This window comes from Roseateles sp. P5_D6, assembly GCF_054049415.1.
In genome coordinates this window covers 18,978-40,287 of sequence record NZ_JBFUMK010000029.1, presented here as the reverse complement: position 1 = coordinate 40,287, position 21,310 = coordinate 18,978, and the positions used below count along the sequence as shown (strand labels likewise).

Annotated in this window: 14 protein-coding genes; 1 reads left to right on the top strand and 13 read right to left on the bottom strand. The window is 69.6% G+C overall.

What is annotated here, in order from left to right; genetic code table 11:
• Nucleotides 1–84: 84 nt before the first annotated feature.
• The 5 genes from ACXJKM_RS27410 to tssK are packed head-to-tail and all read right to left on the bottom strand — an operon-like array spanning nt 85 to nt 8,800.
• Nucleotides 85–1,923, bottom strand: coding sequence for a type VI secretion system contractile sheath domain-containing protein (locus tag ACXJKM_RS27410; RefSeq protein WP_457356290.1), 1,839 nt, complete (start codon nt 1,921–1,923; stop codon nt 85–87).
• A 7-nt stretch (nt 1,924–1,930) separates the two neighbouring features.
• The gene (tagF, locus tag ACXJKM_RS27405; protein ID WP_457356289.1) at nt 1,931–2,542 is read right to left on the bottom strand and encodes a type VI secretion system-associated protein TagF; all 612 of its coding nucleotides are present in this window, start codon (nt 2,540–2,542) and stop codon (nt 1,931–1,933) included.
• Nucleotides 2,539–6,081, bottom strand: a complete 3,543-nt coding sequence (tssM, locus tag ACXJKM_RS27400) for a type VI secretion system membrane subunit TssM (protein ID WP_457356288.1) — start codon at nt 6,079–6,081, stop codon at nt 2,539–2,541. The genes tagF and tssM overlap by 4 nt, the downstream gene beginning before the upstream one ends.
• Nucleotides 6,082–6,083: 2 nt before the next feature.
• On the bottom strand, nt 6,084–7,427 hold the full coding sequence (locus tag ACXJKM_RS27395; RefSeq protein ID WP_457356287.1) for a DotU family type VI secretion system protein: 1,344 nt from the start codon (nt 7,425–7,427) through the stop codon (nt 6,084–6,086).
• Nucleotides 7,428–7,462: 35 nt separating this feature from the next.
• Nucleotides 7,463–8,800, bottom strand: coding sequence for a type VI secretion system baseplate subunit TssK (gene tssK, locus ACXJKM_RS27390; protein WP_056194134.1), 1,338 nt, complete (start codon nt 8,798–8,800; stop codon nt 7,463–7,465).
• Between the two features lie 169 nt (nt 8,801–8,969).
• Between tssK and ACXJKM_RS27385 the strand changes: the two genes are divergently transcribed.
• Nucleotides 8,970–9,530, top strand: coding sequence for an OmpA family protein (locus ACXJKM_RS27385; protein WP_457356286.1), 561 nt, complete (start codon nt 8,970–8,972; stop codon nt 9,528–9,530).
• Between the two features lie 187 nt (nt 9,531–9,717).
• On the opposite strand, the gene ACXJKM_RS27380 is transcribed toward ACXJKM_RS27385, so the two are convergent.
• From ACXJKM_RS27380 to tssH, 8 genes are all read right to left on the bottom strand, one after another.
• Nucleotides 9,718–10,125 carry a DUF4280 domain-containing protein gene (locus ACXJKM_RS27380; protein WP_057297205.1) on the bottom strand — a complete coding sequence of 136 codons (408 nt, stop codon included), beginning with the start codon at nt 10,123–10,125 and terminating at the stop codon, nt 9,718–9,720.
• Between the two features lie 10 nt (nt 10,126–10,135).
• Complete coding sequence (locus ACXJKM_RS27375; RefSeq protein WP_457356284.1) at nt 10,136–10,885, bottom strand: PP2C family protein-serine/threonine phosphatase; 750 nt, start codon at nt 10,883–10,885, stop codon at nt 10,136–10,138.
• A gap of 10 nt (nt 10,886–10,895) precedes the next feature.
• On the bottom strand, nt 10,896–12,659 hold the full coding sequence (gene tagH, locus ACXJKM_RS27370) for a type VI secretion system-associated FHA domain protein TagH (protein WP_457356283.1): 1,764 nt from the start codon (nt 12,657–12,659) through the stop codon (nt 10,896–10,898).
• Nucleotides 12,660–12,720: 61 nt separating this feature from the next.
• On the bottom strand, nt 12,721–13,527 hold the full coding sequence (locus ACXJKM_RS27365) for a hypothetical protein (RefSeq protein WP_457356282.1): 807 nt from the start codon (nt 13,525–13,527) through the stop codon (nt 12,721–12,723).
• A gap of 92 nt (nt 13,528–13,619) precedes the next feature.
• Entirely contained in the window at nt 13,620–15,359 is a 1,740-nt protein-coding gene (locus ACXJKM_RS27360) for a hypothetical protein (protein WP_457356281.1), read from the bottom strand.
• Nucleotides 15,359–15,901 (bottom strand): DUF4123 domain-containing protein, encoded by a 543-nt coding sequence (locus tag ACXJKM_RS27355; protein ID WP_457356280.1) that lies wholly within the window; start codon nt 15,899–15,901, stop codon nt 15,359–15,361. The genes ACXJKM_RS27360 and ACXJKM_RS27355 overlap by 1 nt, the downstream gene beginning before the upstream one ends.
• Nucleotides 15,898–18,450, bottom strand: a complete 2,553-nt coding sequence (locus ACXJKM_RS27350) for a type VI secretion system Vgr family protein (RefSeq protein ID WP_457356279.1) — start codon at nt 18,448–18,450, stop codon at nt 15,898–15,900. Before ACXJKM_RS27350 ends, ACXJKM_RS27355 begins: the two co-directional genes overlap by 4 nt.
• Before the next feature lie 166 nt (nt 18,451–18,616).
• Nucleotides 18,617–21,292 (bottom strand): type VI secretion system ATPase TssH, encoded by a 2,676-nt coding sequence (tssH, locus tag ACXJKM_RS27345; RefSeq protein WP_457356278.1) that lies wholly within the window; start codon nt 21,290–21,292, stop codon nt 18,617–18,619.
• Between the last annotated feature and the right edge of the window lie 18 nt (nt 21,293–21,310).

The following is a 21,310-nucleotide window of genomic DNA, read 5'->3' as shown; positions in this document are numbered from 1 at the left end:
CTGCACCGGGAGCTTCGATGAATGCGTTGCGGCGCGTGTCTGGCGTGCTGACTCCAAGCGTCGGGGTCATCACTGCCCTTGCGATCAACTCAGTGACTTCAACAGCGCTTCCAGTTCCGCATCCACGTCGGATTCGCTGTCTGCGGCGGCAGATTCGGCCGCCGGGCTGTCGTCGTTCAGGCTCGCGAGCAGCGCATCGAGGTCGTCGCTGTCCGATGCCGCTGGTTCGGGTGCGGGCGCGGCGTCATCCGAATTCAAGCCGGCGAGCAGAGCGTCCAGGTCGCTGCTGTCGTCCGGGCTGTCCGATGCGAGAGCGGTGGTGGTGGTATCGGCCTGGGCCTCGGCATCCGCAGCCGCTTCTTCCGATGCTTCTGGTTCGGCATTGGCGGCGCTCTTGCGCCCTGGCCGCTGGACGGGCTCGGCCAGCTTGCTGCGCACAGCCAGCTCCACGCCCATGCGCGCGCCCGGCTTGGCGGCGCCGGCGGCCGGCGGCGTGAAGACACCCGCCACGGTGTCCGGGCCGGTGAGCTGCACCAGCGGCTCGCCCTTGTGCGCCATCAGCGCCTTGATGCCGTAGCGACCCAGTTCGGTCGCCACCATCGAGGAAATGAAACGCTCGGTGCAGGGCAGGGCCGTGCTGTCGCCGTCGGCATCGACGAAGTGGTGGAAGGGCAGGTCGTTGACGTTGGGCGCGCCGTTCTGGCCGGCCAGCACTGTCAGTGCCAGCAGCGCCGGGTGACCCCACAGCAGCCCGCCCAGGCCGTCGGCCATCGTGAATTCCTCGAAGGCGAAGGATGAGATCGGATCGCTGCGCTTGCCGTAGGGGTGGCGCATCAGGAAGCGCGGGCCGAGCAGGGCCAGGCGCTTGGACTCCGGCAGGCCGCGCAGCGCGGCGAAGGCGTCCACCACCAGCGGGTGCGGCGGCACGCGCGGGTTGCTGAGCTCGTCCACGGCCATCGCGGTGAAGAAGGTCGCACCGGCCGCTGCGGCGACCTTGGCCATGCGGCCCAGCAGCTCGGTGTGCGGCGGCGTGGCCTCGAACTGGTAGAGGCCGGCGACGTAGGTGTAGCCGCCGTCCTTGGCCTCGGCGGGCTTGCTCACCAGCAGGCGGTACAGGCCGCTGTCGGTCAGGTCGTCGCTGGCGCTCAGGTCGGCGGCGAACTCCTCGGCGCTGATGTCGATGAGATGCACCTGCAGCATCGGCCCGGTCTCCAGGCGGCGAAGCAGGAAGTCGACGCCGCGCCACAGCGACTCGGTGGCCTGGAAGTCGGCCTGGTGCAGCACGGCACGCATGCCGTCGGCAATCGCGGCGTCCAACGTGTTCAACAGACCCGCCTTCTCGGGCTTGGCCGCCGGCACGACGAAGGGGCCGATGACGTTGCGCAGCAGCGTGTCGATGCCGCCGCCGCTGTCAGGGGCGCTCGCGCGGCCGGTCAGTCGCGCGAAATCGTCCAGCCGGGCGCCGGCCGACGGGCTGGCGCCGCGAGCGCGCGCGCCGCGGCCCGCGCGCGAGGCCTTCTGGGTGCTGCCGGCGAACTTGGCGACCTCGGCGGCGGCCTTGTCGAAGCTGGCGGTGTTGTTGAGGCGTTTGCGCAGGTCATTGAGCTTCTTGAACAGGTCGAGCTCGCGGAACAGCGTGTCGGGATGGAAGGAGTCCAGGTCGGCCAGCGGGATTTCGACCGGCGCGCCGTCGGTGCCCACCGGAAGGTTCAGCGTGATGTTCTGCTGGCCCAACCAGTCTTCGAGCGAATCGAATTCGACGGCGCGCGGCTTCCGGCGGGCCAGCTCGTCGCCGGTGTCCAGGCGGCCGGCGGCGGCGCCGGCACCAAAGTCGCCGAGCAGCGCAATGCGGATCGGCCGCTTGGCAGCCCAGGCAGGAGCGGGAGCCGAAAGTTGGCCGTAATTGGGGGTCCAGTCGCTCATGGCGTCCTCAGTCGGGTCTGAAAAGGGCGGCGAAGGCCGCGCCTTGGGGGAGGGCGGGCTGCACGCTCGGGCCGCCACCGGCATGCAGCCACAGGCTGCAGCCTTGCAGGCCGTCCCAGGCGGCCTGACTCAGCAGAGCGGCCAGGGCCGGCGGCAGGCCGTTGTCGGGCGGGGAGGTCGGAGACGGAACGTCGGCCAAGGCGGCGTCCAGCGTCTCGGCACTCCAGTCGTCATGAAGCGCGTTGACGGCGATCTCCTCGATCTGGCCGGCCCACTGCCACAGCGCGGCAACTTGTGCGCCGTCGTTCGGGCGTGGCAGAGGCGGGCTGATGACGACCAGGGGGAAGTAGCGGCCCACCCGGTCTACCGAAGGGATCATCACGCCGACACGCAGACCTTCACCCGAGCCATCAGGCAAGGCACCAGGCAGCAGCGCGAATCGCCAGGCCGGGCTGGCGAGGTAGTCGTTCAGCCAGGTATCGGGCGCGTCCAGGCGCAACTGGTGCAGGCCGGCGGCCAGCCAGCCATCCCACTGCGCGATCCATTCCGGAGTCAGCCGGCGCGACGCGAAATCGCCGAGCGCCGGCAACTTGCCATACCAACCGGCAACGCCGCTCACAACGCCCCCGGGCAGCGGAACTGCTGCAGCTCGCGCAACCGGAAGGGGTTGAAGACGCTGCTGGCCGTGACCTCCAGCCGGGCGCGGTGGCCGTCGAGGTTGATGACGACGATGAAGCGCTCCGGCTGCTGCGGCGAGCCCTGCACCTCGAAGCGGTCGAAGAGGCGGAACAGCGCCCAGGGGCCGTCGAAGGTGACCGGCGTGCCGCCCGGCTGGCCGCTGAGCTTGATCTGCGAACTCAGGCGCGCGCCCGGCCATTGCAGGCTGACCGCCTGGTTGCTGCCGGCGGTGAACTTGCTGACCTGGCCGTCGATGTCCAGCGTCAACTCCTTCAGGCCGTCGTTCAGCTCCAGCACGCGCACGTCGACGCGGAAGGCCGGGGCCTTGCCGCCGCCGCGGAAGAAGACCTCGCGCACGCGGGTGGCGCGCTGGAAGTCGGCCAGGGCCGCCGGCGACACCGGCTTCGCTCCATCTCCCGTGGGCCGGAAGCTCCAGGGGTTGGTGCCGACATCGACCAGGGGGCTGAGCTTGCGCGTGAAGAAGTCATCCATCATGCCGCCGGGGGCGAAGAACTGGCCGAAGTCCTCCGGCAGCACGTCGACCTTGGAGCCCTGTGCGACCGGATAGCGGCCGGCGATGGCGCGGCTGCAGAACTCGCTGACGGGCTGCAGTTCGCCGGTCAGGCTCTGGCGCTCCACCAGGCGGCTCTGGTTGTCGGCGGCCTCGGCCAGGGTCTCCAGCGCACCGCGCAGTGGCTCGGGCTGCTGGCCGGCGGCGGCCTTGAGCTTGCCGCCACCACCACCCGCGGGCGGCGGTGACTTGCTCTTCAAGGCCTCCTGCACGGCGCTGAGCTGCACATAGACCTCGTTGAACATCTTCATCACGTCGTCCAGCGGCGGCGGCGTACCGGTCACGAGGCGGCGCAGCGCGGCGAAGTGGTCGTCGACGATCTTCTCCAGCGGGCCGTCGCGCGAGATGGACGTCGGCGCCTTGGCCTGGTTCCCGGCCAGGCGGGCCAGTTCGCCGCCCTTGGCAAAGACGGCGTCATCGGCGCGCTTGTTCAGCTCCTTGTTGATGGTGTTGTCGTTGCTGACCGGGTCGATCAGCGTCGTCTCCTTGGACGCGGCGCGCAGGAAGGCGGCCAGCGGCGAATCCACCGCCGACACCAGGCGCGACACGGCAATGCCGCGGTCCAGGCCGTTGAGCTTCACGAGGCGCACGTCGGCCAGGTAGGCGTCCCAGACCTTGACGTATTCCTCCAGGTAGAGGCGGCGCACGCGCTCCACCAGGGTCTTGTCGGCCGCCTGCCGCTTGGCCGTGGCCGCGTTGGTGCCCAGCACCCAGGCCTCCTCGTCGGCGAGCTGCTTGGCCGTCTTGTCCACCGAGGTCTGGAAGGCCTTCTTGTAGCCGTCCTTGGTGAACATGCCCGGGATGCCCTGGGTCAGCGGCTGGCCGCTGGCACGCACGAAGACGTTAGGGCTCTGCGGGCCGGCCGCGGCCGCCACCGTGAAGGGCGGCAGGTCGCCGTCGATCTGGGCGCGGCGCAGGCGGCTGAAGATGCGGTACTCCAGCGGGTAGGCGCCCAGCATCTCGCGCACGCTGGACACCAGCGTCTTGTCCATGGGCTGGGCCACTTCGAAGGCGCCGCGCGACAGCAAGGCGTCGAGGTGGTTCTTCAGCAGCGCCACCTTCTCGGCGCCCAGGCTGCCTTCGAGGTTGGCGTCCCAGTCCAGGCCCACCCAGGCCTGCAGGCCTGGAGCGTCAAGATGCTCGGGTGTGTAGAGCATCAGGTAGGCCTTCAGCGACTCGTAGGCGAACTCGAGGTTGTCGCGGTTGGCGGTGCGCAGCCTCTCCTCCAGCCGGGCCGCGACGCGCGGCGCAAGGCCGCGCTGCAGCAGACGGTGGTAGGAGACCTGGGCGCCGGCGTCGAGCTTGTCGCCCTGGAAGAGGCCGAAGCCCAGGGACAGCGGCGGGTTGTCGAGTGCGAAGCCGGGCGGCTGGGCCGCGTCGCGGATGGCAGCCAAGGCCTCGGGCAGGGCCGAGGGGTCGCTGCCGCTGGTCGGCGGCAGGGCCTTGATGGTGTCCTGCAGGGCCGGCAGCTTGGCCTCGATGTCGGTGATGTAGCGCTGGTTGCCGAAGTAGCTGAAGCCCCAGCCGACCAGCAACGTCAGCGTGACGAGGCCCAGGGTCGCCAGGCCGGCCAGGCGCAGCCGCGCGCTGCGGCGCTCGACCTGGGCGTTCTGGCCCACCAGGCCTTGCTCGACGAACACGACCTTGCGCAGCAGGTGATTCAGGAAATAGCTGCGGCCCTTGGCCGCGGCGGGTGGCGTGAGGCGCCGTTCGACGCCAAAGGTGCGGGCCAGCGCGCCGAGCACGCGGTCGATGGGCGTGCCCTCCTGCGTGCCGCTGGTGAAGTAGACGCCGCGCAGGCGCGGGGCTTCGTCGAGCGCACCGCTGCCGCCGAAGACGGTCTCCAGGTAGCCGCCCAGCAGCCCCTTGAGCCCACCGAACTGCTGCGGGAAGGCGAACAGGGTGGCGCGCTTGAGGGTGTCGCTCTCGGCTTCCATGCGTTCGATGAGGCGCTCGCGCAGGCGCTTCTCCAGCGACGCGAACTCGCTGCCGAAGTTGGCCAGCGTCTCCTCGCCGGGCGCCATGGACACCGGGAAACTGAAGCCGAAGACCTGGTCGCGTTCCTCCTTGCCCATGGGGCCGAAGGTCTCGTTGAAGCCGGCCAGCAGGTCGCACTTGGTGACCATCACATAGACCGGCGCGCGCACGCCCAGGCGCTGCTGCAGCTCCTGCATGCGGCCGCGCACGCGCGAGGCCTGCTCCTTGCGCTGGTCCGGGGGCAGGGCCAGCAGGTCCTGCACGCTGACCGTCAGCAGCACGCCGTTGATGGGGCGGCGCGGGCGCGCCTTGCGCAGCAGGTCGAGGAAGGTGTTCCAGGCCGCGGCATCGGTCTCCTTGTCGGAGTCCTGCGTGGCGTAGCGGCCGGCGGTGTCGATGAGCACCGCCTCGTCGCTGAACCACCATTCGCAGTTGCGCGTGCCGCCCACGCCGCGCACGCTGGCCTGGCCGAGCTTCTCGGTCAGCGGGAAGTTCAGGCCTGCATTCAGCAGCGCCGTCGTCTTGCCCGAGCCCGGTGCGCCGACAAAGATGTACCAGGGCAGGTCATACAGCGAGCTGCCGCCGAACAGGCCCTTCTTGGCGCCCGGCGCCTTCTTCAGCAGGCCCAGCGCCTGCGTGAAGCGCTCCTGCAGCACCACCTCTTCCTTGGCTGCAGCCGAAGGCCCGGAGCCCATGCCTTTGACGAGGGCGGCGTTGATGCGGCGGCGGCGCATCTGCGTCCACACCAGGCGCAGGCCGCCCAGCAGCCAGACGATGGCCAGGGCAATCCAGCGCGAGAGGCTGGTGTCCAGCGGCCGGTGCTCGCCGAAGGCGATCAGTGGGCCGACCCACCAGACCAGGGCCGAGATGACGAGCAGGCCGAACACGCCGAGCGTGACGGGGTGGAACAGGAAGGACAGGACTTTTTTCATGATCAACGGTCCTGCACCATCAGCGTCACCTCGACGCGGCGGTTCTTGGCTCGACCGGCGGGAGTGGCGTTGTCGGCCACGGCCTCAGCATCGGCTCGCCCTTCGGCACGCAGCCGGCCGATCTCGACGCGCTCGGCCAGCAGGTTGCGGAAGGCCTCGGCGCGGGCCTGCGACAGATGCCAGTTGGACGGGAAGCGCAGCGAGCGGATGGGCTGGTTGTCGGTATGGCCGGTGATCTGCACCTGGCCCTTCATGCGCTGCAGCGCCTCGCCGATGCGCAGCACCAGCGGCCGCAGCTCCGACGACACCTCGGCGCTGCCGGGGTTGAACAGGCCGTCGCCCTTGATGATGACGATGGAGCGGTCGGCCAGGTCATTGACCTGCACCAGGCCGGCCTTGACGTCGAGGTCCAACAGGCCGGCCAGGCGCGGCGCTGCGGGTGGCGGCGTGGGCGCGGCGACCGCGGCGGTCTTGACGTCGAAGCCGCGCAGCGTGGCGAACACCGAATCCGAGGCGCCATTGATGCTGAAGCGCAGCCCGATGTAGACCAGCAGCAGCACCAGGGCCGTGGCGGCCCAGATGACCCAGAGCGGCAGCTTCTGGCGCAGGCCGCCCTCGCCGGGCTCGGCACCCTGCCAGCGTGGTGACAGCGCCGGGTCGGGGTTGAGGCCTTGCCGCAGCATCTGCGCCAGTCGGGCGCGCACGCCGTCGAGCTGGGCGCGGCCGTTGTCGACGACGCGGTAGCGGCCCTCGAAGCCGAAGGCCAGGCAGACGTAGAGCAGCTCCAGCAGGTTGCGGTTGGCCGGCACGTTCTCGGCCAGCTTGGCCATCAGCGCGAAGACCTTCTCACCGCCCCAGGACTCGTTGTGGAACTGCACCAAGAGGCTCTGCGCCGCCCAGGCGCCCGAGCCGCCCCAGGGCGTGCTGGCGGCCGATTCGTCGAGCAGGGTGCACAGGATGTAGCGGCCGGCAATGACCTGCTCGTTGGGCAGGCCTTCCGCACGCGCCTTGGCCTCGAAGGCGCGGATGCCTTCGGCCAGGGCCTCCTTCAGCCCGGCGGGGTTGGGATGCTGGGCGCTGTGGCGCACGCGCGGCGCTGCTGACAGCAGCGGCATGGCGGCGGCCACCAGCGGGTTGAGGCTGGCGGTGGTGAGTGCCTCCAGCGCCATCGGGGCCTCTTTCCCGATCGGGCCGGCGGGAATGCCGGCTRGCGCGTGGCCTGGGGCCGCGGCCGGCCGGACCGGCGGCTGGGGCGCCGTCGTCGCCGCCCGGCCCGCGCTGGGCTTGATGACGGTGCGGTCCTGCCCGAAGGCGGCGAAGGGGTCGTCGTTGTTGGGATCGCTCATGGGGCGGACCGATCAGGGATCAGGGTGAGAGGGGGTCAGGCACGGATGGCCCAGAACTCCAGCTCAAGGCCGGGGAACTCGCCGGCGATGTGCATGGCCAGGCCGCCCGAGCTTTCGAGCTGCTTCCACAGCTCGTTGCCGCGGGTCTCCAGCTCGAAGTAGTTGTGGCCCGCGTGATAGGGGATCTGGCGCGGCGCGACCGGCAGCGGGCGCAGCGTGACGCCGGGCAGCTGCAGGTTGACGAGGTCGCGGATGCGCTCGACCGGGCCGATCTTGACCTGGGTGGGGAAGCGCGCCCGCAGCGCGTCGCCGGGCAGCTGGGCCGACACGGCCAGCACGAAGGTGGCGCTGCGCTGCAATTGCACGTCGGGGATGAGGGCGACGCGCACGCCGTAGGCGCGGTCCTGCAGCTCGATGGGGATGGCGGTCTGCTCCATCACCATCGACAGCGACTGGCGCAGGTCGTCGATGACCGGGCGGAAGGTGGCGGCGAGGTCGTCGTGCACATACTCGGCGTATTGGGCCGGGCGGCGGCTGTCGCGGAAGGTGGCGAGGTCGCCGGCCAGCGTCAGGCAGTCGCTGTAAAGCCGCTCCGGGTGCAGCAGCGAGACTGAGCGCAGGTGGTTGAACAGGGCCTGGTTGCGGTTGACGGCTTCCAGCAGCAGGAAGTCCGAGATCTCGCCGACACCGCCGCGGCCGGGAGCGGCCAGGCGGGCGGCAAGCGCTTCACCGCGCTGGTTCAGCAGGCCGCAGAGTTCGCGCACATAACCGTCCAGCACCGGGTGGGCCGGCGCATGCAGCAGCGGCGGCACGAAGCTGGGGTCCAGCACGACGCGGTTGTCGGCACGGCGCTCGACGACGCGGGCCACGCCCAACGTGGCGTAGCCCTCACCGGCATCGCGTTGCAGCATCAGGCGCAGGTTGAGCCGGCCGATCTGCAAGGCGGCGTCGCGGTCGAGCTGGGAATTGCTGTCGCCGACATTGACCTCGGCGGCCATGAAGCGCGGGCCCATGGCGCCGGCGGCCTGTTCGGCATCGGTCTCGACGACGCCCGGGCGCTGCAGCGTGACGGCCAGCACGACGATCTCGTTGCGGGCATCGGCCGGGATGTCCAGGGCCGCGGGTGCGGCATCGCCGCCGGGGGCGGAGAAGGCCGTGCCGTCGGGCAGCAGGCCCTGTGCCGAAGCCAGGCCCACCTTCCCCAGTGTCAACGAGGCCTCGTCCAGGCTCAGGGCACCGAAGCCCCAGGCATAGGCCACGGCCTGCTGCAGGCGTTGGCGCCACTGGTGCTCCCAGTGGCGGTCGTGCTGCTGGAAGTGCTGCGGCTGGAGGAACATGCCCTCCGTCCAGATCACTCGGTCACGCCAGGTCATGGATGGGATCGCCTCAATGGAGCAGAAAAACAGACGGTAAGCAGCCACGGCGGCCTGCGATCAGGCACTGAGTGACTGTGGGGCGCGCTTGGTTCCCCGCTCCATCGGGAACCAATCGGCAGCGACGGTCACTCAGACAGCGGTTCATTCCGCCACACGAGTACCCGTCATGAAGAAGTTTCGCCCCCTCCTGATCCTTTCCTTGTGCGGTCTCACCCTGAGTGCGGCAGCCCAGACGCCGGAGATTCCCCCTCCGGCGGCGTCCGCTGCCGACGCGGTCGACCTGGGCAAGACCGTGCCCACGGCAGAGTCCATCGCCGAAGGCCTGTTCCCTGACGACAAGTGCAAGGAACTGGAGGCTTCGGGCTTCAAGTGCATGGGCTTCAAGCCGGCCATCAAGTACTCGCTGCCGGCCACGGCCTTCAAGGTGGGCTCGGCCGAACTGCCGCCTGTGCTGAAGAAACAGCTCGACGTCTTCGCCGACGTGCTCAAGACCAAGAAGAACAGCGACCGCAAGGTGCGCGTCATCGGCCACGCCGACGCCTCGGGCACGCCGCAGGCCAATCAGGCCCTGTCCATCAAGCGAGCCGAGTCGGTGCGCGACTATCTCGTCGCCAAGGGCACCGATCCGGCCCTGCTCGTCATCGAGGGCGTGGGCTCCAAGGACCCGAAGAACCCCGCCAAGCCCAATGCCGACGAAAACCGGCGCGTCGAAATTGGGCGTAAATAAGAAGCCCCTCGTCCGGTCTCGCCGCGCTGAACGCGGGCGTGCCCAACCGGTCCCCCGAGGGGACGGCGATGCTTGCGGCATTGAGCCGCAAGCACATCGCCACACGGGCCGGCTCGGGAGCGGCCCAGCGCTCGGCCCAAAAAGAGAAAGCCGCCCGCGGGCGGCTTTTGCCATCGCGGCGACAGGGCTACGGAACCATCTCGGTCATCTGACCGGGTGACACGATGCTGACGACGCCGGCATAGGCGCACATCAGCTTGGAGGTGTTGTTCAGCACCGGCATATTGGCCAGCATGACGGTCGGGGCGCCTGGCACCCAGGGCGCGGGAAAGACCGGCACGCAGGGCATGGGCGTCAGCGTGAACACGCCCTGCGCCGCCGCCGTGGCGGCCGCGGTGGCTGCGGCGACCGTCGGGTTGGCCATGCTCTTGCACGGGCCGAAGGGCTGGATGTTCACCATGGGCTTGTTGTCCATGATGTTGGCCGCAAACTGGTTGCTGGTCTTCATCTTGTTCAGCGGCAGCACTTCCAGCGCGCTGGGCTTGGAGCCGAAGGTGCACATCAGCTGGGCACCCTTGCAGACGTGTTGAGGCATGACGGTCTCCTCAATCGGGCCTGAGCCAGAGGGCCAGGCCGGTGAAGTTGTCGTGGTTGGGCTTGTCGGCCGCGGCCAGCCGCACGCGCTGGCCGAGGTCGTTCAGCCAGGCTTGCGGCTCTGCCGCAAAGGACAGCGCGATGGCGATCTCGTCGTCGGTCAGCCATTCCCACAGGCCGTCGGTGCACAGCATCAGGGCCTCGCGACCCTCCAACGGCCAGGGTTGGGGCGCGACGCTGATGTGCAGATCCTCGCCCTGGGTGCCCAGGGCCGAGTAGAGCTCGCTGCGCTTGGGATGTACCCGAGCACCGGCCTCGTCAAGCAGGCCGCCGTCGATGAGGGACTGCACCAGGCTGTGGTCGCGCGTGCGCTGGGCGAGAACGCCATCGCGGAAGGCATAGAAGCGCGAGTCGCCGCAGTGGCCCCACAGCGCGGTGCGCTCCTGCAGGTCGATGGACAGCACGACCACCGTGGAATGCATATTGCGCAGCTGCGGGTTGGCGGCGCGCTGGGCGAGCAGCTCGCGGTTGGTGTCCGCCAGCAGGGCTTCCAGCGCCTGCGGGTGGTGGGCGGGCAGGCTGGCATAGCCCTGCAGCACATGGCTGACGGCGAGCTTGGACGCGATGTCGCCGCCGCCATGGCCGCCAGCGCCATCGGCCAGCACACAGCACAGGTAGCGCTCGGAATGCCAGTGGCCGCAGGCGTCCTCGTTGTAGTCGCGGCCGCCCTGTTCCGACATCAATGCGAGCTCGATTTGCACGGGGCTCCTTCTATCGTTGTTCTTGCTCAAGCGCGTCGAGCTGCGCTTCATAGGCGCGCAGGAACTCGCGCCCGAAGACCTGGTGGAAGTCGTCCGACAGTTCACCGGCGATCTGCTGGTATTCGTTCTGGAACACCGACCAGAGCTGGGCCTTGCGCGCCGCGGGCAGCAGGCTGGACAGCACCGACTTCTGCGTCAGCCGCGATTCCAGCTGGGCGGGGTCGAAGCGCTGCAGCAGGCCTTCGAGCGCCGCGCGCATGCCTGCCAGGAAGGCGAGCTGGTGAGCGCGCAGGTCGTCGAAGGCGTCGCGCAGGGCGCGATGGGGTTCGATGAAGCCGCGCACCGACGGCCCAAGCAGGTGGCCGAGCGCCACCTCGGCCGTGGGTGAGAACTTCAGCGGGTTGTTCTCCTTGGCGACGATCATGGTGGCCTCGGCGCGTACTTCGCGCTTCAGGGCCGCACGAGCGACCAGCAGATCCACCGTGCCGCGCGCCGACTCGTGGACGAGCTGGCCCAGCAACCGCATGAACTCGGGCGTGAGACCACCGGCCGGCAGGTTGGGAATCCCCAGGCCTTCACGGAAGGCGGCCAACAGGGCGGCTTGATCGGCGGGCATGCCTGGAGCCATGGGTGTGGGCTGGGCGACCGGTGCTGCCATGGCCGGCGGAGGGGGCGGCGGCATCAGCGGTGCGGCGGGCGCGGCCACGGGCGCGGCGGCTTCGGGCTTCTTGCCCGCCCGGATGATGGTGCGGCCCTCGCCGGCGCTGTCGTTCCAGGACACGACGGCGCCCGACAGCGTGCCGGATGGATCCAGGGCATTCAGCGCAGCCATGGAGGCGGCCGGCGGCCGGGGCCGCTGGCCCGTCGCTGTCGACGATGCCGGCGCGTTGGGCGCAATGAAAGGCCGGTTCAGCTCCGAGGTCGTGTCCGGCAGCGCCTGCCCGGCCGCGGCGGGCAGCATGCCCAGGGCCTGCATCGGGTCGGCATGGCCCGCCATATTGGGCTGGGCGACGGCCTCGCCGAGCAGGGATTGGGCCAGCGGGTTGTTGCTGGCGGGCGTGGGCGCGCCCAGGCCGAACAGCATGTCCAGCGAATCGCCGGCGGCACCGCGGCCGCTGCTGGCACCGGGCAGGTCGGGGATCAACGGTGCGGGCGCGCCGGCGCCCAGGTCCAGGCCAAGGGCACGTGCGCCGGCCGAAGGCGCCGGGGCGGCTGCCTGCCTGGGTGCGGCCACCGGCGCGAAGGGGTCCCAATCGGCCGGGATGCCACCCATCGCCGCGGGCGGTGGCGGTGCGGTGAAAGACGGCGCAGGCGCGGGCGGGGCGGGAGGGTTGGGGCCGCCGAAAAGGCCGAGCGGGTCGGCGGCCGCCACGTCACGGCGAATGCCGGGCTGGGTCAGGGCCGTGGCCGGCGCCATGCCGAAGAAGTCGGCAAAGGGGTCGGCCGCGGCGCCGCTGGGGTTGCCGGCTTCGACGACGAGGACATAGCCGCCGATCTGGATCTGGTCGCCCGGCTTGATGGCCGCCTCGCGGCCCTTGCCGAGCTGGACGCCGTTCACGCTGATGGCATTGCTGCCCTGGTCGACGATGCCGAAACCGCTGCTGGCGCGGAACAGCACGCGGGCGTGCACGCGCGAGATCGTGCGCTCGGGGTCGGGCAGCACCAGCTGGTTGGTGTCCGCGCGGCCGATGTCGCCGCCGAGTTCGTCGAACTGGGCGGACAGCGGCTGGCTCACAGGCAGCCCGTTGAAGGTGGTGACGTTGAGGCGAATCATGGTGACTGATTCTCAGCGCGGCATGGGTCTGCGACGACCCCTGCAAAGCGGGTATGGATGCTCATCTGAGCACATAAACCTTGCCTTCGATCAGGGTCAGCCGCAGCGGCCATGCGATGTTGCCGAGCGTTGCATCGTCGTTCTGGCTGCTGAGCACTGGGGCGCCCAGGGGATTGAGGCATTCCAGCAGGCGCCCGCCGGCCACCACGCGCAGCAGCAGGTTCTCCGTCATGGGCGGCTGCAGCGTCGCCAGAGCTCCCGCCTGCCAAAGCTGCTGCACCTGCTCGCGCAAGGCGGTGACGCCCTGGCCGGCAGGGCGCTGGTAGGCCTGGTCGACCTCCTCCAGCTTGAGGCGGCAGGCGGCGAGAAAGCTGTCAGGGTAGCCGCGTGAAAGGTCGAAAGCGAGGCGCTGCACGGCGGCGAGCACGGTCTGGCGGTCCTGCGGGCCGGGGTTGAGCACGGGGGCGTCCAGCCAGCGCCAGCGCGGGAAGCCAACCGGCAGCTCCAGGTCCTGGTGCACGACGGTGGGCGCCTCGAAGCCCTGACCCTCCTCGATGCCCCAGGCCACCTCGGCCAGCACGCGCACGGCCTCGTCGGCCAGGCTCTTGCCTTGGCGCAACAGCACGAGGCGGGCACGCGCCTGGGCGGCGCGCGCGGCCATGCGGGGCTGGGCGGGTGCGTTCGGCGCGGCCACGGCCTGCGCGATGGGCGGTGGCGCGACGACCAGCGTGATGCGGTTGCTGCCGTTTTGCAGGTATTCGTGCACCGTGACCGACTGGCTGCCCGCGCCGGCCGGCAGGCTCAGCACGGGCACGCCGTTGACGTGGACCTCGACGGGCTCGCCGCTGGTCTGGGCGTGGAGGCACATCAGGCGGTCCATGTCAGCGCCGCCCGGCCGCCCGAAGGCGCTGACGCGCCCCCTCGGGGGGCAGTGAATGGAATGAGCGTGGGGGCCTCATATCAGCCTCCACTCCAGTCGATGAGGGTCAGAGCCGGGATCAGCTCGCGCTGCTGGCGCTGCGCGCCGCCGAGCGGATCCTGGCGCAGCAGGCAGACGTTCACCGGCTCGATCGCCAGGCGGTAGAACCATTGCTGGCCGCGGCCGTCCGGGCGCGGGCGCAGGCCGCATTCGCCGACGACGGCGCCGCGCAGCGGCTCGGCCAACGGACCGGCCGACAGCAGGGCCGGCTGGCCGTTGGCGATGGCGTCGATGCTCAGCGAGAAGGGGTGGCGCCAGGTCGTCTTGGCCTGCTCCAACGCGGCACCGTCAGCGAGGCTCATGCGCCACTCGCTGCGGCCCTGGGCGCGCAGGCTGACACGGGCTCGGCTGCCGAGCCAGTCGAGTTCGCCGCTCAGGCGCAGGTCCAGCACCAGGGCGGCAAAGTCGATGGCGCCCTGCACGCGCAGCGCGACGGCGCCGTCTTTTTCGTGTTGCCACCCCCAGGTGATGCCGGCCTGGCCGACGAGGGGCGCCAGTTCGGCCTCCATGCGGCCGCTGCTGCCGGCCATGTGGCGAGACCAGGCGATGAAGAGTTTTTCGAGCCCGGCGCGGCTCAACGGCTGGAGCGTCTGCCAGGCCTTCAGCCAGGCCGGTGCAGGTTCGGTATGGCCATCGGCTTCGAGATGGCAGGCGGTACCTGCCGCGTTCAGCAGCGGGGCTTCGCCTTCGACGGGCCAGGCCTGGGCGGGCAGGGCGCCATGCCTGACTTCGACAAGGCGCTGCGTGGCGGCATGCACCTGCAGGCCGAGCTCGATGCGGCCCAGTGGCGCGCCCGCGTTGCGGATGCCGCAGCTGCTGATGCTGACGCTCTGCACATCGGGCGGCTCGCCGTGGGCGATGCCGGCGGGGCCGAGCTTGGGGTCGGGCGGCGGGCTGGGCGGCGCATGCAGCGTCAGGCTCAGGCGGGCGGTGTCGGCACCGCGCCAGGTCAGGCGGCCGGCGCCGGTTGCGTGCAGCACCTCGGGGTGGTGGGCATCACAGGTGGCTTCGGTGCTGACCGCGAGCTGCAGCCGCGCGCTCGCGCCGGCGCCCACGGCGCGGCTGAGCACCGGCAGCAGACGAGGCTCGTCGAGTGGCGCGGACAAGGTTTCTGGCTGCGGCGCCCAGGGCGCCAGGTCGACGCGCCGCCAGCTGCCGTCCTGGCCCTGGTAGGCCTGCAGCGGTTTTGGCTCGGCGACGGCGAAGGTGATGGCGGCGAGATCGCAGGCCTTGGGCCGGGGCGGCGGCGGCTGGTCGAGAAAGATGGCTCGGCCACGCGCGACACGGCTGAGGCCGGCCTCGACGGCGGCGAGCGCCTTGTCGTAGCCTGCCGGCGTCATCGCGTCGCCGGTGGGCGCGGCCTTGGCGGCGCGGCGCAGCAGTTCCTCTCGCGAGCGGTGGGTGAGCTGGTGCAGCTTCAGCGTCGGGCTCAGCGTGGCGTCGGCAGCAATGGCCGCAGCCCATTCAAAGCGCGGCTTGGCCTCGAAGCCCGCGCCCCACAGGCAGCACAGCGAGGCATAACGGGCCAGCTCAGCGACATGGCGCAAGCCGATTTGCTGTCCGTGCTCCAGCGCCACGTCGATGAAGGCTGGCCAGCGGGCCTGGAGCTGTTCGGCGACCTCGGGCCAGGCGCTGCCCAGCAGTTGCAGCAGCTCGCGCGAGTCGCGCTTGAGCTGCAGGGCCTCGACTTTTTCCAGCTGATCCGCGTTGAGTTGGAGCATCAGTTCACCCGCTCCCGGACTTGGCTGTCCAGCACGCCGTTCAGGCGCTGCCACCAGGTCCAGCGCTTCGCGGCCGGGCAGACAAGCTGCTGCCCGGCCGCGAAGAAGGCGTCGAGCTGCGACGGCGCGAGGCCGGGCAGCAGCAGGGCCAGCAGCTCGGGGTCCCACCAGCGCCAGGGCCGGCGGCGGCCCTCGGGCGTGCGCACCTCCGCGAGGTCACGGCTGTGCTCGCGCATGGCGAGCAGCGGCCGGTTGGACGTCATCAGCACACCCCATCCCTCGAAGGCGGTGCAGGCTTCACCGAGCAACCAACGGGTGAGATCGGCCTCGGGTTGCAGCTCGACGATGTAGGCCGCCTGCGCGGCGGCCTCGGGCTTGAGGGCGCCGCGCTGCAGGCAGTCCCAGCCGACGGACTGCCCGGCCTGCAGCCGTTCCAGCAGGCCGGGGATGACACCACCGTCGACGACGGCATGCACGCGCCCGTCCGGCCGGTCCCACAGTGCTGATCGGATCTGGGCCGTGGCCAGAGCGGCAGCGTTCAAGCCGGCCCTCCGCCGCCCTCGGGACCTGCGGCGTCGTCGGGAGGTGGGGCGGCTGCGTCGGCGTTTTTAGCGTCGTCCTCGTTGTCCTCCGCCCCGCCTCCGCCGCCGGCCGCGGCCGCGGCCAAGGCGGCCGCTGCGGCGCCTCCTGCAGCGAGGGCGGCGGCAGCGCCGGCGAGGGCGGCAGCGCGGATCTTGGCCGCACGGGCCGCAGCGGCGGCGGCGGCCGCGGCGGCTTCAGCGGCGGCCTTGGCCGCTGCTGCGGCGTCCGCGCTCGCATTGGCCGCGGCGGCGGTGTTTGGCGCCTCTTGGCCGACGGTCAAGGGGTCTTCAAAAAGCTTGTCGTAGTCCGTGGCCTTGGCGGACGTCAGCAGTTCCTGGTTCATGGCGTCTTCCGGCGCCTTGGGCTCGGCCGCGGCCGCGCTCTCGGCTGCGCCGGCGGAGCCGCCGCCACCGCCACAGTTGACCTTGACGAGGGGGCCGTCGATGGTGACGCCCGCCGGGCCCAGCGTGATGACCGAGCCGCCGCAGACGATCTTGATGCCGGCCGTGGCCTCCAGCACGATCTCGGCGCTGCCCTTGGCCTTGATGTTGACGGCTTGCATCAACAGGTCGGCTGTGGCCTTCAGCGACAGCTTGGCACCGGCCTCGCCGACCAGGTTGCCGGTCGTCTTGAAGTTGCCCGCGCCGCCGCTTTGCAGGTTGATGTCGCCGCCGGCCTTGACGGCCGTCTTGCCGGTGACGTCAAGCCCGTAGTCGGCACCGACCTTGGCGTTGAAGTCTTTCTCAAGCTTGAGCTGGTAGGTGGCCGCACCCGTGGTGAAGATGTCACCGGCGACCTTGGTGTGCAGGTCCTTGCCGAGGTCGTGCATGACGTCCTTGCCGACGTTGACATACCAGTTCTCGCCGACGACCTCCTTGCGCGTGAGCTTGACCTTCTTGGTCTCGTTCATCTCGATCCAGTCGAAGGCGTCTTCCTTCACGTGGCGATGGAAGTTCTTCTGCGATTGCAGCCAGACGTATTCCTTGCCCGTCTTGTCGTCGAAACGCAGTTCGTGGCGGGCGTCGGCCGCGCCGTTCTTGGTCGAGTGGGTGCGCCAGCCGCTGATGTCGGAATTGGCGGGCAGGGGATAGATGGGCGTGTTGATGTCGTTGTGCACCGAGCCCGTGATGAGGGGTCGGTCGGGGTCGCCGCCGATGAAGCTGACGACCACTTCGTGGCCGACGCGCGGGATCATCCACAGCCCCATGCCCTTGCCTGCCCAGGGCTGGGACAGGCGCACGAAGCAGGAGCTGTTTTCGTTGTTCTCGCCCAGGCGGTCCCAGTGGAACTGCACCTTGATGCGGCCGTGCTTGTCGGTCTCCACCTCGTTGCCCGAGGCGCCGACGACGATGGCCGTCTGCGGCCCGTACATGATGGGCCGCGGCGTGCGGCGCTGCGGGCGGAAGGCATTGCCGCCCGTGCTGATGCACATGAGATTGGCGATCACGCCGTCGCGGCGGCGCGGCAGGGACCTGAGATCGTCGATGGCCTCGTGGTCGGCGAACTCGGCGTGGAAGTTCATGCCGACGATCAGGTAGCTGTCGTCGTCGGCCGCATTCAGGGCGTCTTCGAGATCGAAGGTGGCGCCCACCGTGATGTCGTTGCAGTTGGTGGTGCCGGTGTAGATCTGCTGCAGCGACTGCAGCTCTTCCAGCCGCATCTTGGCGACGCGAATGGCGGCCGCCGCGGTCGGCTGCGCGTCGGGCTTGACCTGGTTTTGCACCGCACGCGCCGGGAACTCATAGACCTCGGCGTCACCGAGCTTGGCGGTCGCCGCCGTGGGCAGCGCGCTGTGCTCCTGCTGGATGGCAGACGCCGTCGCGAGGTAGTCGTAGTCGCGCACCACGGCCTTGACCGAATGCACTTCCTCGACCATCTTCCAGTCGACGAGGGTGGGCTTGGTGGCATCGAGCTTGTGGGACCATTTGACGGTCTTGTCGCCCGTCTTGGCCTTGTGCTTGCCCATCGAGTCGATCAGCACCAGGGTGTGGGTGGTGCTGGTGTGCTCGAAGAAATAGTAGATGCCGAACTCTTCCAGCAAACGGCTGACGAAGTCGAAGTCCGACTCCTGGTACTGCACGCAGTACTCGAGCGGCTTGTAGACCGCGGCGTCCTGCAGCCGCCAGGCGAAGTCGGCGCTGTAGGGCGTGAGGACGGCGGTGACGATGTCCTTCACGCTCTTGTTCTGGAACACCTTGGAGTTGCGCGTGCGCGTGGCGAACCAGGTCCAGGGCCGCATGGTGATGCGGAAGGAGTCAAAGCGGCCATGGCGTTCACCGCGCTGGACTTCGGTGATGAAGCCATTGAAGTGACGCTTGGCACCATGCTCGATGCTGACATTGGCACGCGAGCCCAGCAGGGCGTGCAGGTCGATGGACTCGCGCACGCCCAGCAGGCTGACGTTTCCGACCAGGTCGACCTGCCACTCGGGCAGCGCGCCGAGCTGCTCCCGACCCTCCATGCGCAAGACCAGCAACTTTTCACCACCCAGCTTGGTGGTGATGGACATCACACTAGACATGTGTCGGCCCCTCGTCCGATGAGTACATCGACCGGTCCCCCGAGGGGACGGCGATGCTTGCGGCGTTGAGCCGCAAGCACATCGCCCAGCGGGCCGGCTTGGGAGCGGCCCGGCGCTCGGCCCGGTAAGTCACTACGGCCACCATCTGCTCGTCTCAATCAAAGGCGTAGGAGAAGTCGCCATCGGCCACGCCGAGGCTGACCTTCTGCAGCGGCTGGCCCGACGCCGTGCGCGACAGGTACTCAATGGACACCTTAGGCAGCACCGTGTTGGTCAGGATGGCGTCGATGATGCGGCCGCCCGACTCCGCGTTGTTGCAGCGCTTGACGATGAGCTCCACCGCTGCGTCGCTGTACTCGAACGGGATGCGGTGGTTCTCGGCGACGCGCTTGACGATGCGGCCGAGCTGCAGGCGCACGATGCGGGCCAGCATCTCGTCGCTCAGCGGGTAGTACGGGATCGTGACGATGCGGCCCAGCAGTGCCGGCGGGAAAACCTTCTGCAGCGGTTCGGTCAGTGCCGTGGCCAGCGACTCGGGGTCGGGCAGCAGCTCGGGGTCGCGGCACATGTTCATGATGAGCTCGGAACCCACATTGCTGGTCAGCAGGATGATGGTGTTCTTGAAGTCGATCATGCGGCCTTCGCCGTCCTCCATCCAGCCCTTGTCGAAGACCTGGAAGAAGAGTTCGTGCACGTCGGGGTGGGCCTTCTCGACCTCGTCCAGCAGCACGACGCTGTAGGGCCGGCGGCGCACGGCCTCGGTCAGCACACCGCCCTCGCCGTAGCCCACATAGCCCGGAGGCGCGCCTTTGAGCGTGGAGACGGTGTGCGACTCCTGGTACTCGCTCATGTTGATGGTGATGACGTTCTGCTCGCCGCCGTACAGCGACTCGGCCAGCGCCAGTGCCGTCTCGGTCTTGCCCACGCCCGAGGTGCCGCACAGCATGAAGACGCCGATGGGCTTGTTGGGGTTGTCGAGCTTGGCGCGCGAGGTCTGGATGCGGCGGGCGATCATGTCCAGGCCATGCTGCTGGCCGATGACGCGCTGGCCCAGCGTGGCGCCCAGGCGCAGCACGGCTTCCAGCTCGTTCTTGACCATGCGGCCGACGGGGATGCCCGTCCAGTCCGCGACGACGCTGGCCACGGCCTGGGCGTCGACCGACGGCAGGATCAGTGGCGCGTCGCCCTGCAATTCGGCGAGCTGGGCCTTGGCGGCCTGCATGTCGGCGAGCAGCGCGTCGCGATCAGGCGCGGAGGACGCTGCTTCATCGACCGGCTGGCCGTCGCCGCGCAGCTTGGCGCGCAGCTCCAGGATCTTGGCGACAACGTCCTTCTCCTGCTGCCAGCGCACTTCCAGCGTCGCGAGGCGCGCGCGTTCCTTGGCCAGTGACTCCTCGACCGTGGTGCCGCGGTCGCCGATGTGCACGCCCACCTGGGCCTCGCGGCCGATGATGCCCTGCTCGATCTCCAGCGATTCGATGCGGCGCTTGCAGTCCTCCACCTCGGCCGGCATGGCGTGCTGGCTGACGGCCACGCGGGCGCAGGCGGTGTCCAGCAGGCTGACGGCCTTGTCGGGCAGCTGGCGGGCCGGGATGTAGCGGTGGGACAGCTTGACGGCGGCCTCGATGGCCTCGTCGAGCAGCTGGACCTGGTGGTGCTTCTCCAGCACGGTGGCCACACCGCGCAGCATCAGGATGGCCTTCTTCTCGTCCGGCTCCTCGACCTGCACGGTCTGGAAGCGGCGGGTCAGGGCCGGGTCCTTCTCGATGTACTTCTTGTACTCGGCCCAGGTCGTTGCGCCCACGGTGCGCAGATTGCCGCGCGCCAGGGCCGGCTTCAGCAGGTTGGCTGCATCGCCCGTGCCGGCCGCACCGCCAGCGCCAACGAGGGTGTGGATCTCGTCGATGAACAGGATGATGGGCGTGGGGCTTTGTTGCACCTCGTCGATGACCTGGCGCAGGCGCTGCTCGAACTCGCCCTTCATGGACGCGCCGGCCTGCAGCAGGCCGATGTCCAGCGTCAGCAGCGTCACGCCCTGCATGGGCGGAGGCACGTCGCCGCGCGCCAGGCGCAGCGCAAAGCCTTCCACCACGGCCGTCTTGCCGACACCGGCCTCGCCGGTCAGCAGCGGGTTGTTCTGGCGGCGGCGCATCAGGATGTCGACGATCTGGCGGATCTCGTCGTCGCGGCCGGTGACCGGGTCGATCTCCCCCTTGCGCGCCTTCTCGGTCAGGTCGACGGTGAACTTCTTCAGCGCCTCCTGGCGGCCCATGGCGGCGGGAGCCATCGCGCCCTCGGCTTGGCCGGGTTGCGCGCTGTTCAACGCGCTGCCGTCGGTGGCGCCCAGGCCCGCTTCGCCGGTCTTGCCGATCAGGCTTTGCAGCTTGTCGGCCAGGTCATCGGCCTTGATCTTCTCGAACTGGCGCGAGATGCCGAACAGCGCTTCACGCAGCGTGCGCGTGGACAGCAGCGCCAGCAGCAGGTGGCCGCTGCGCACCTGGGCATCGCCGTACATCAGCGTCGAATAGACCCAGCCCTGCTGGATGGCGTGGGTGATGTGCTCGGAGAAGTCGCTGATGGCCGTCGACCCGCGCGGCAGGCGGTCCAGCGCCGTCGTCACGTCACGCGCAAGCGCGGCGGCGTCCAGGCCGTAGTGGCGCACGATGGCGCTGACGTCGGACTCGTTGTTCTCCAGCAGCTGGGTGATCCAGTGCACCAGCTCGACATAAGGGTTGCCCCTGAGCTTGCAGAAGACGGTGGCGCCTTCGATGGATTTGTAGGCCAGCGGGTTGAGCTTGCCGAACAGGGCTTGGCGGCTGATGTCAGTCATTTCCAGTTCTCCTCGGTG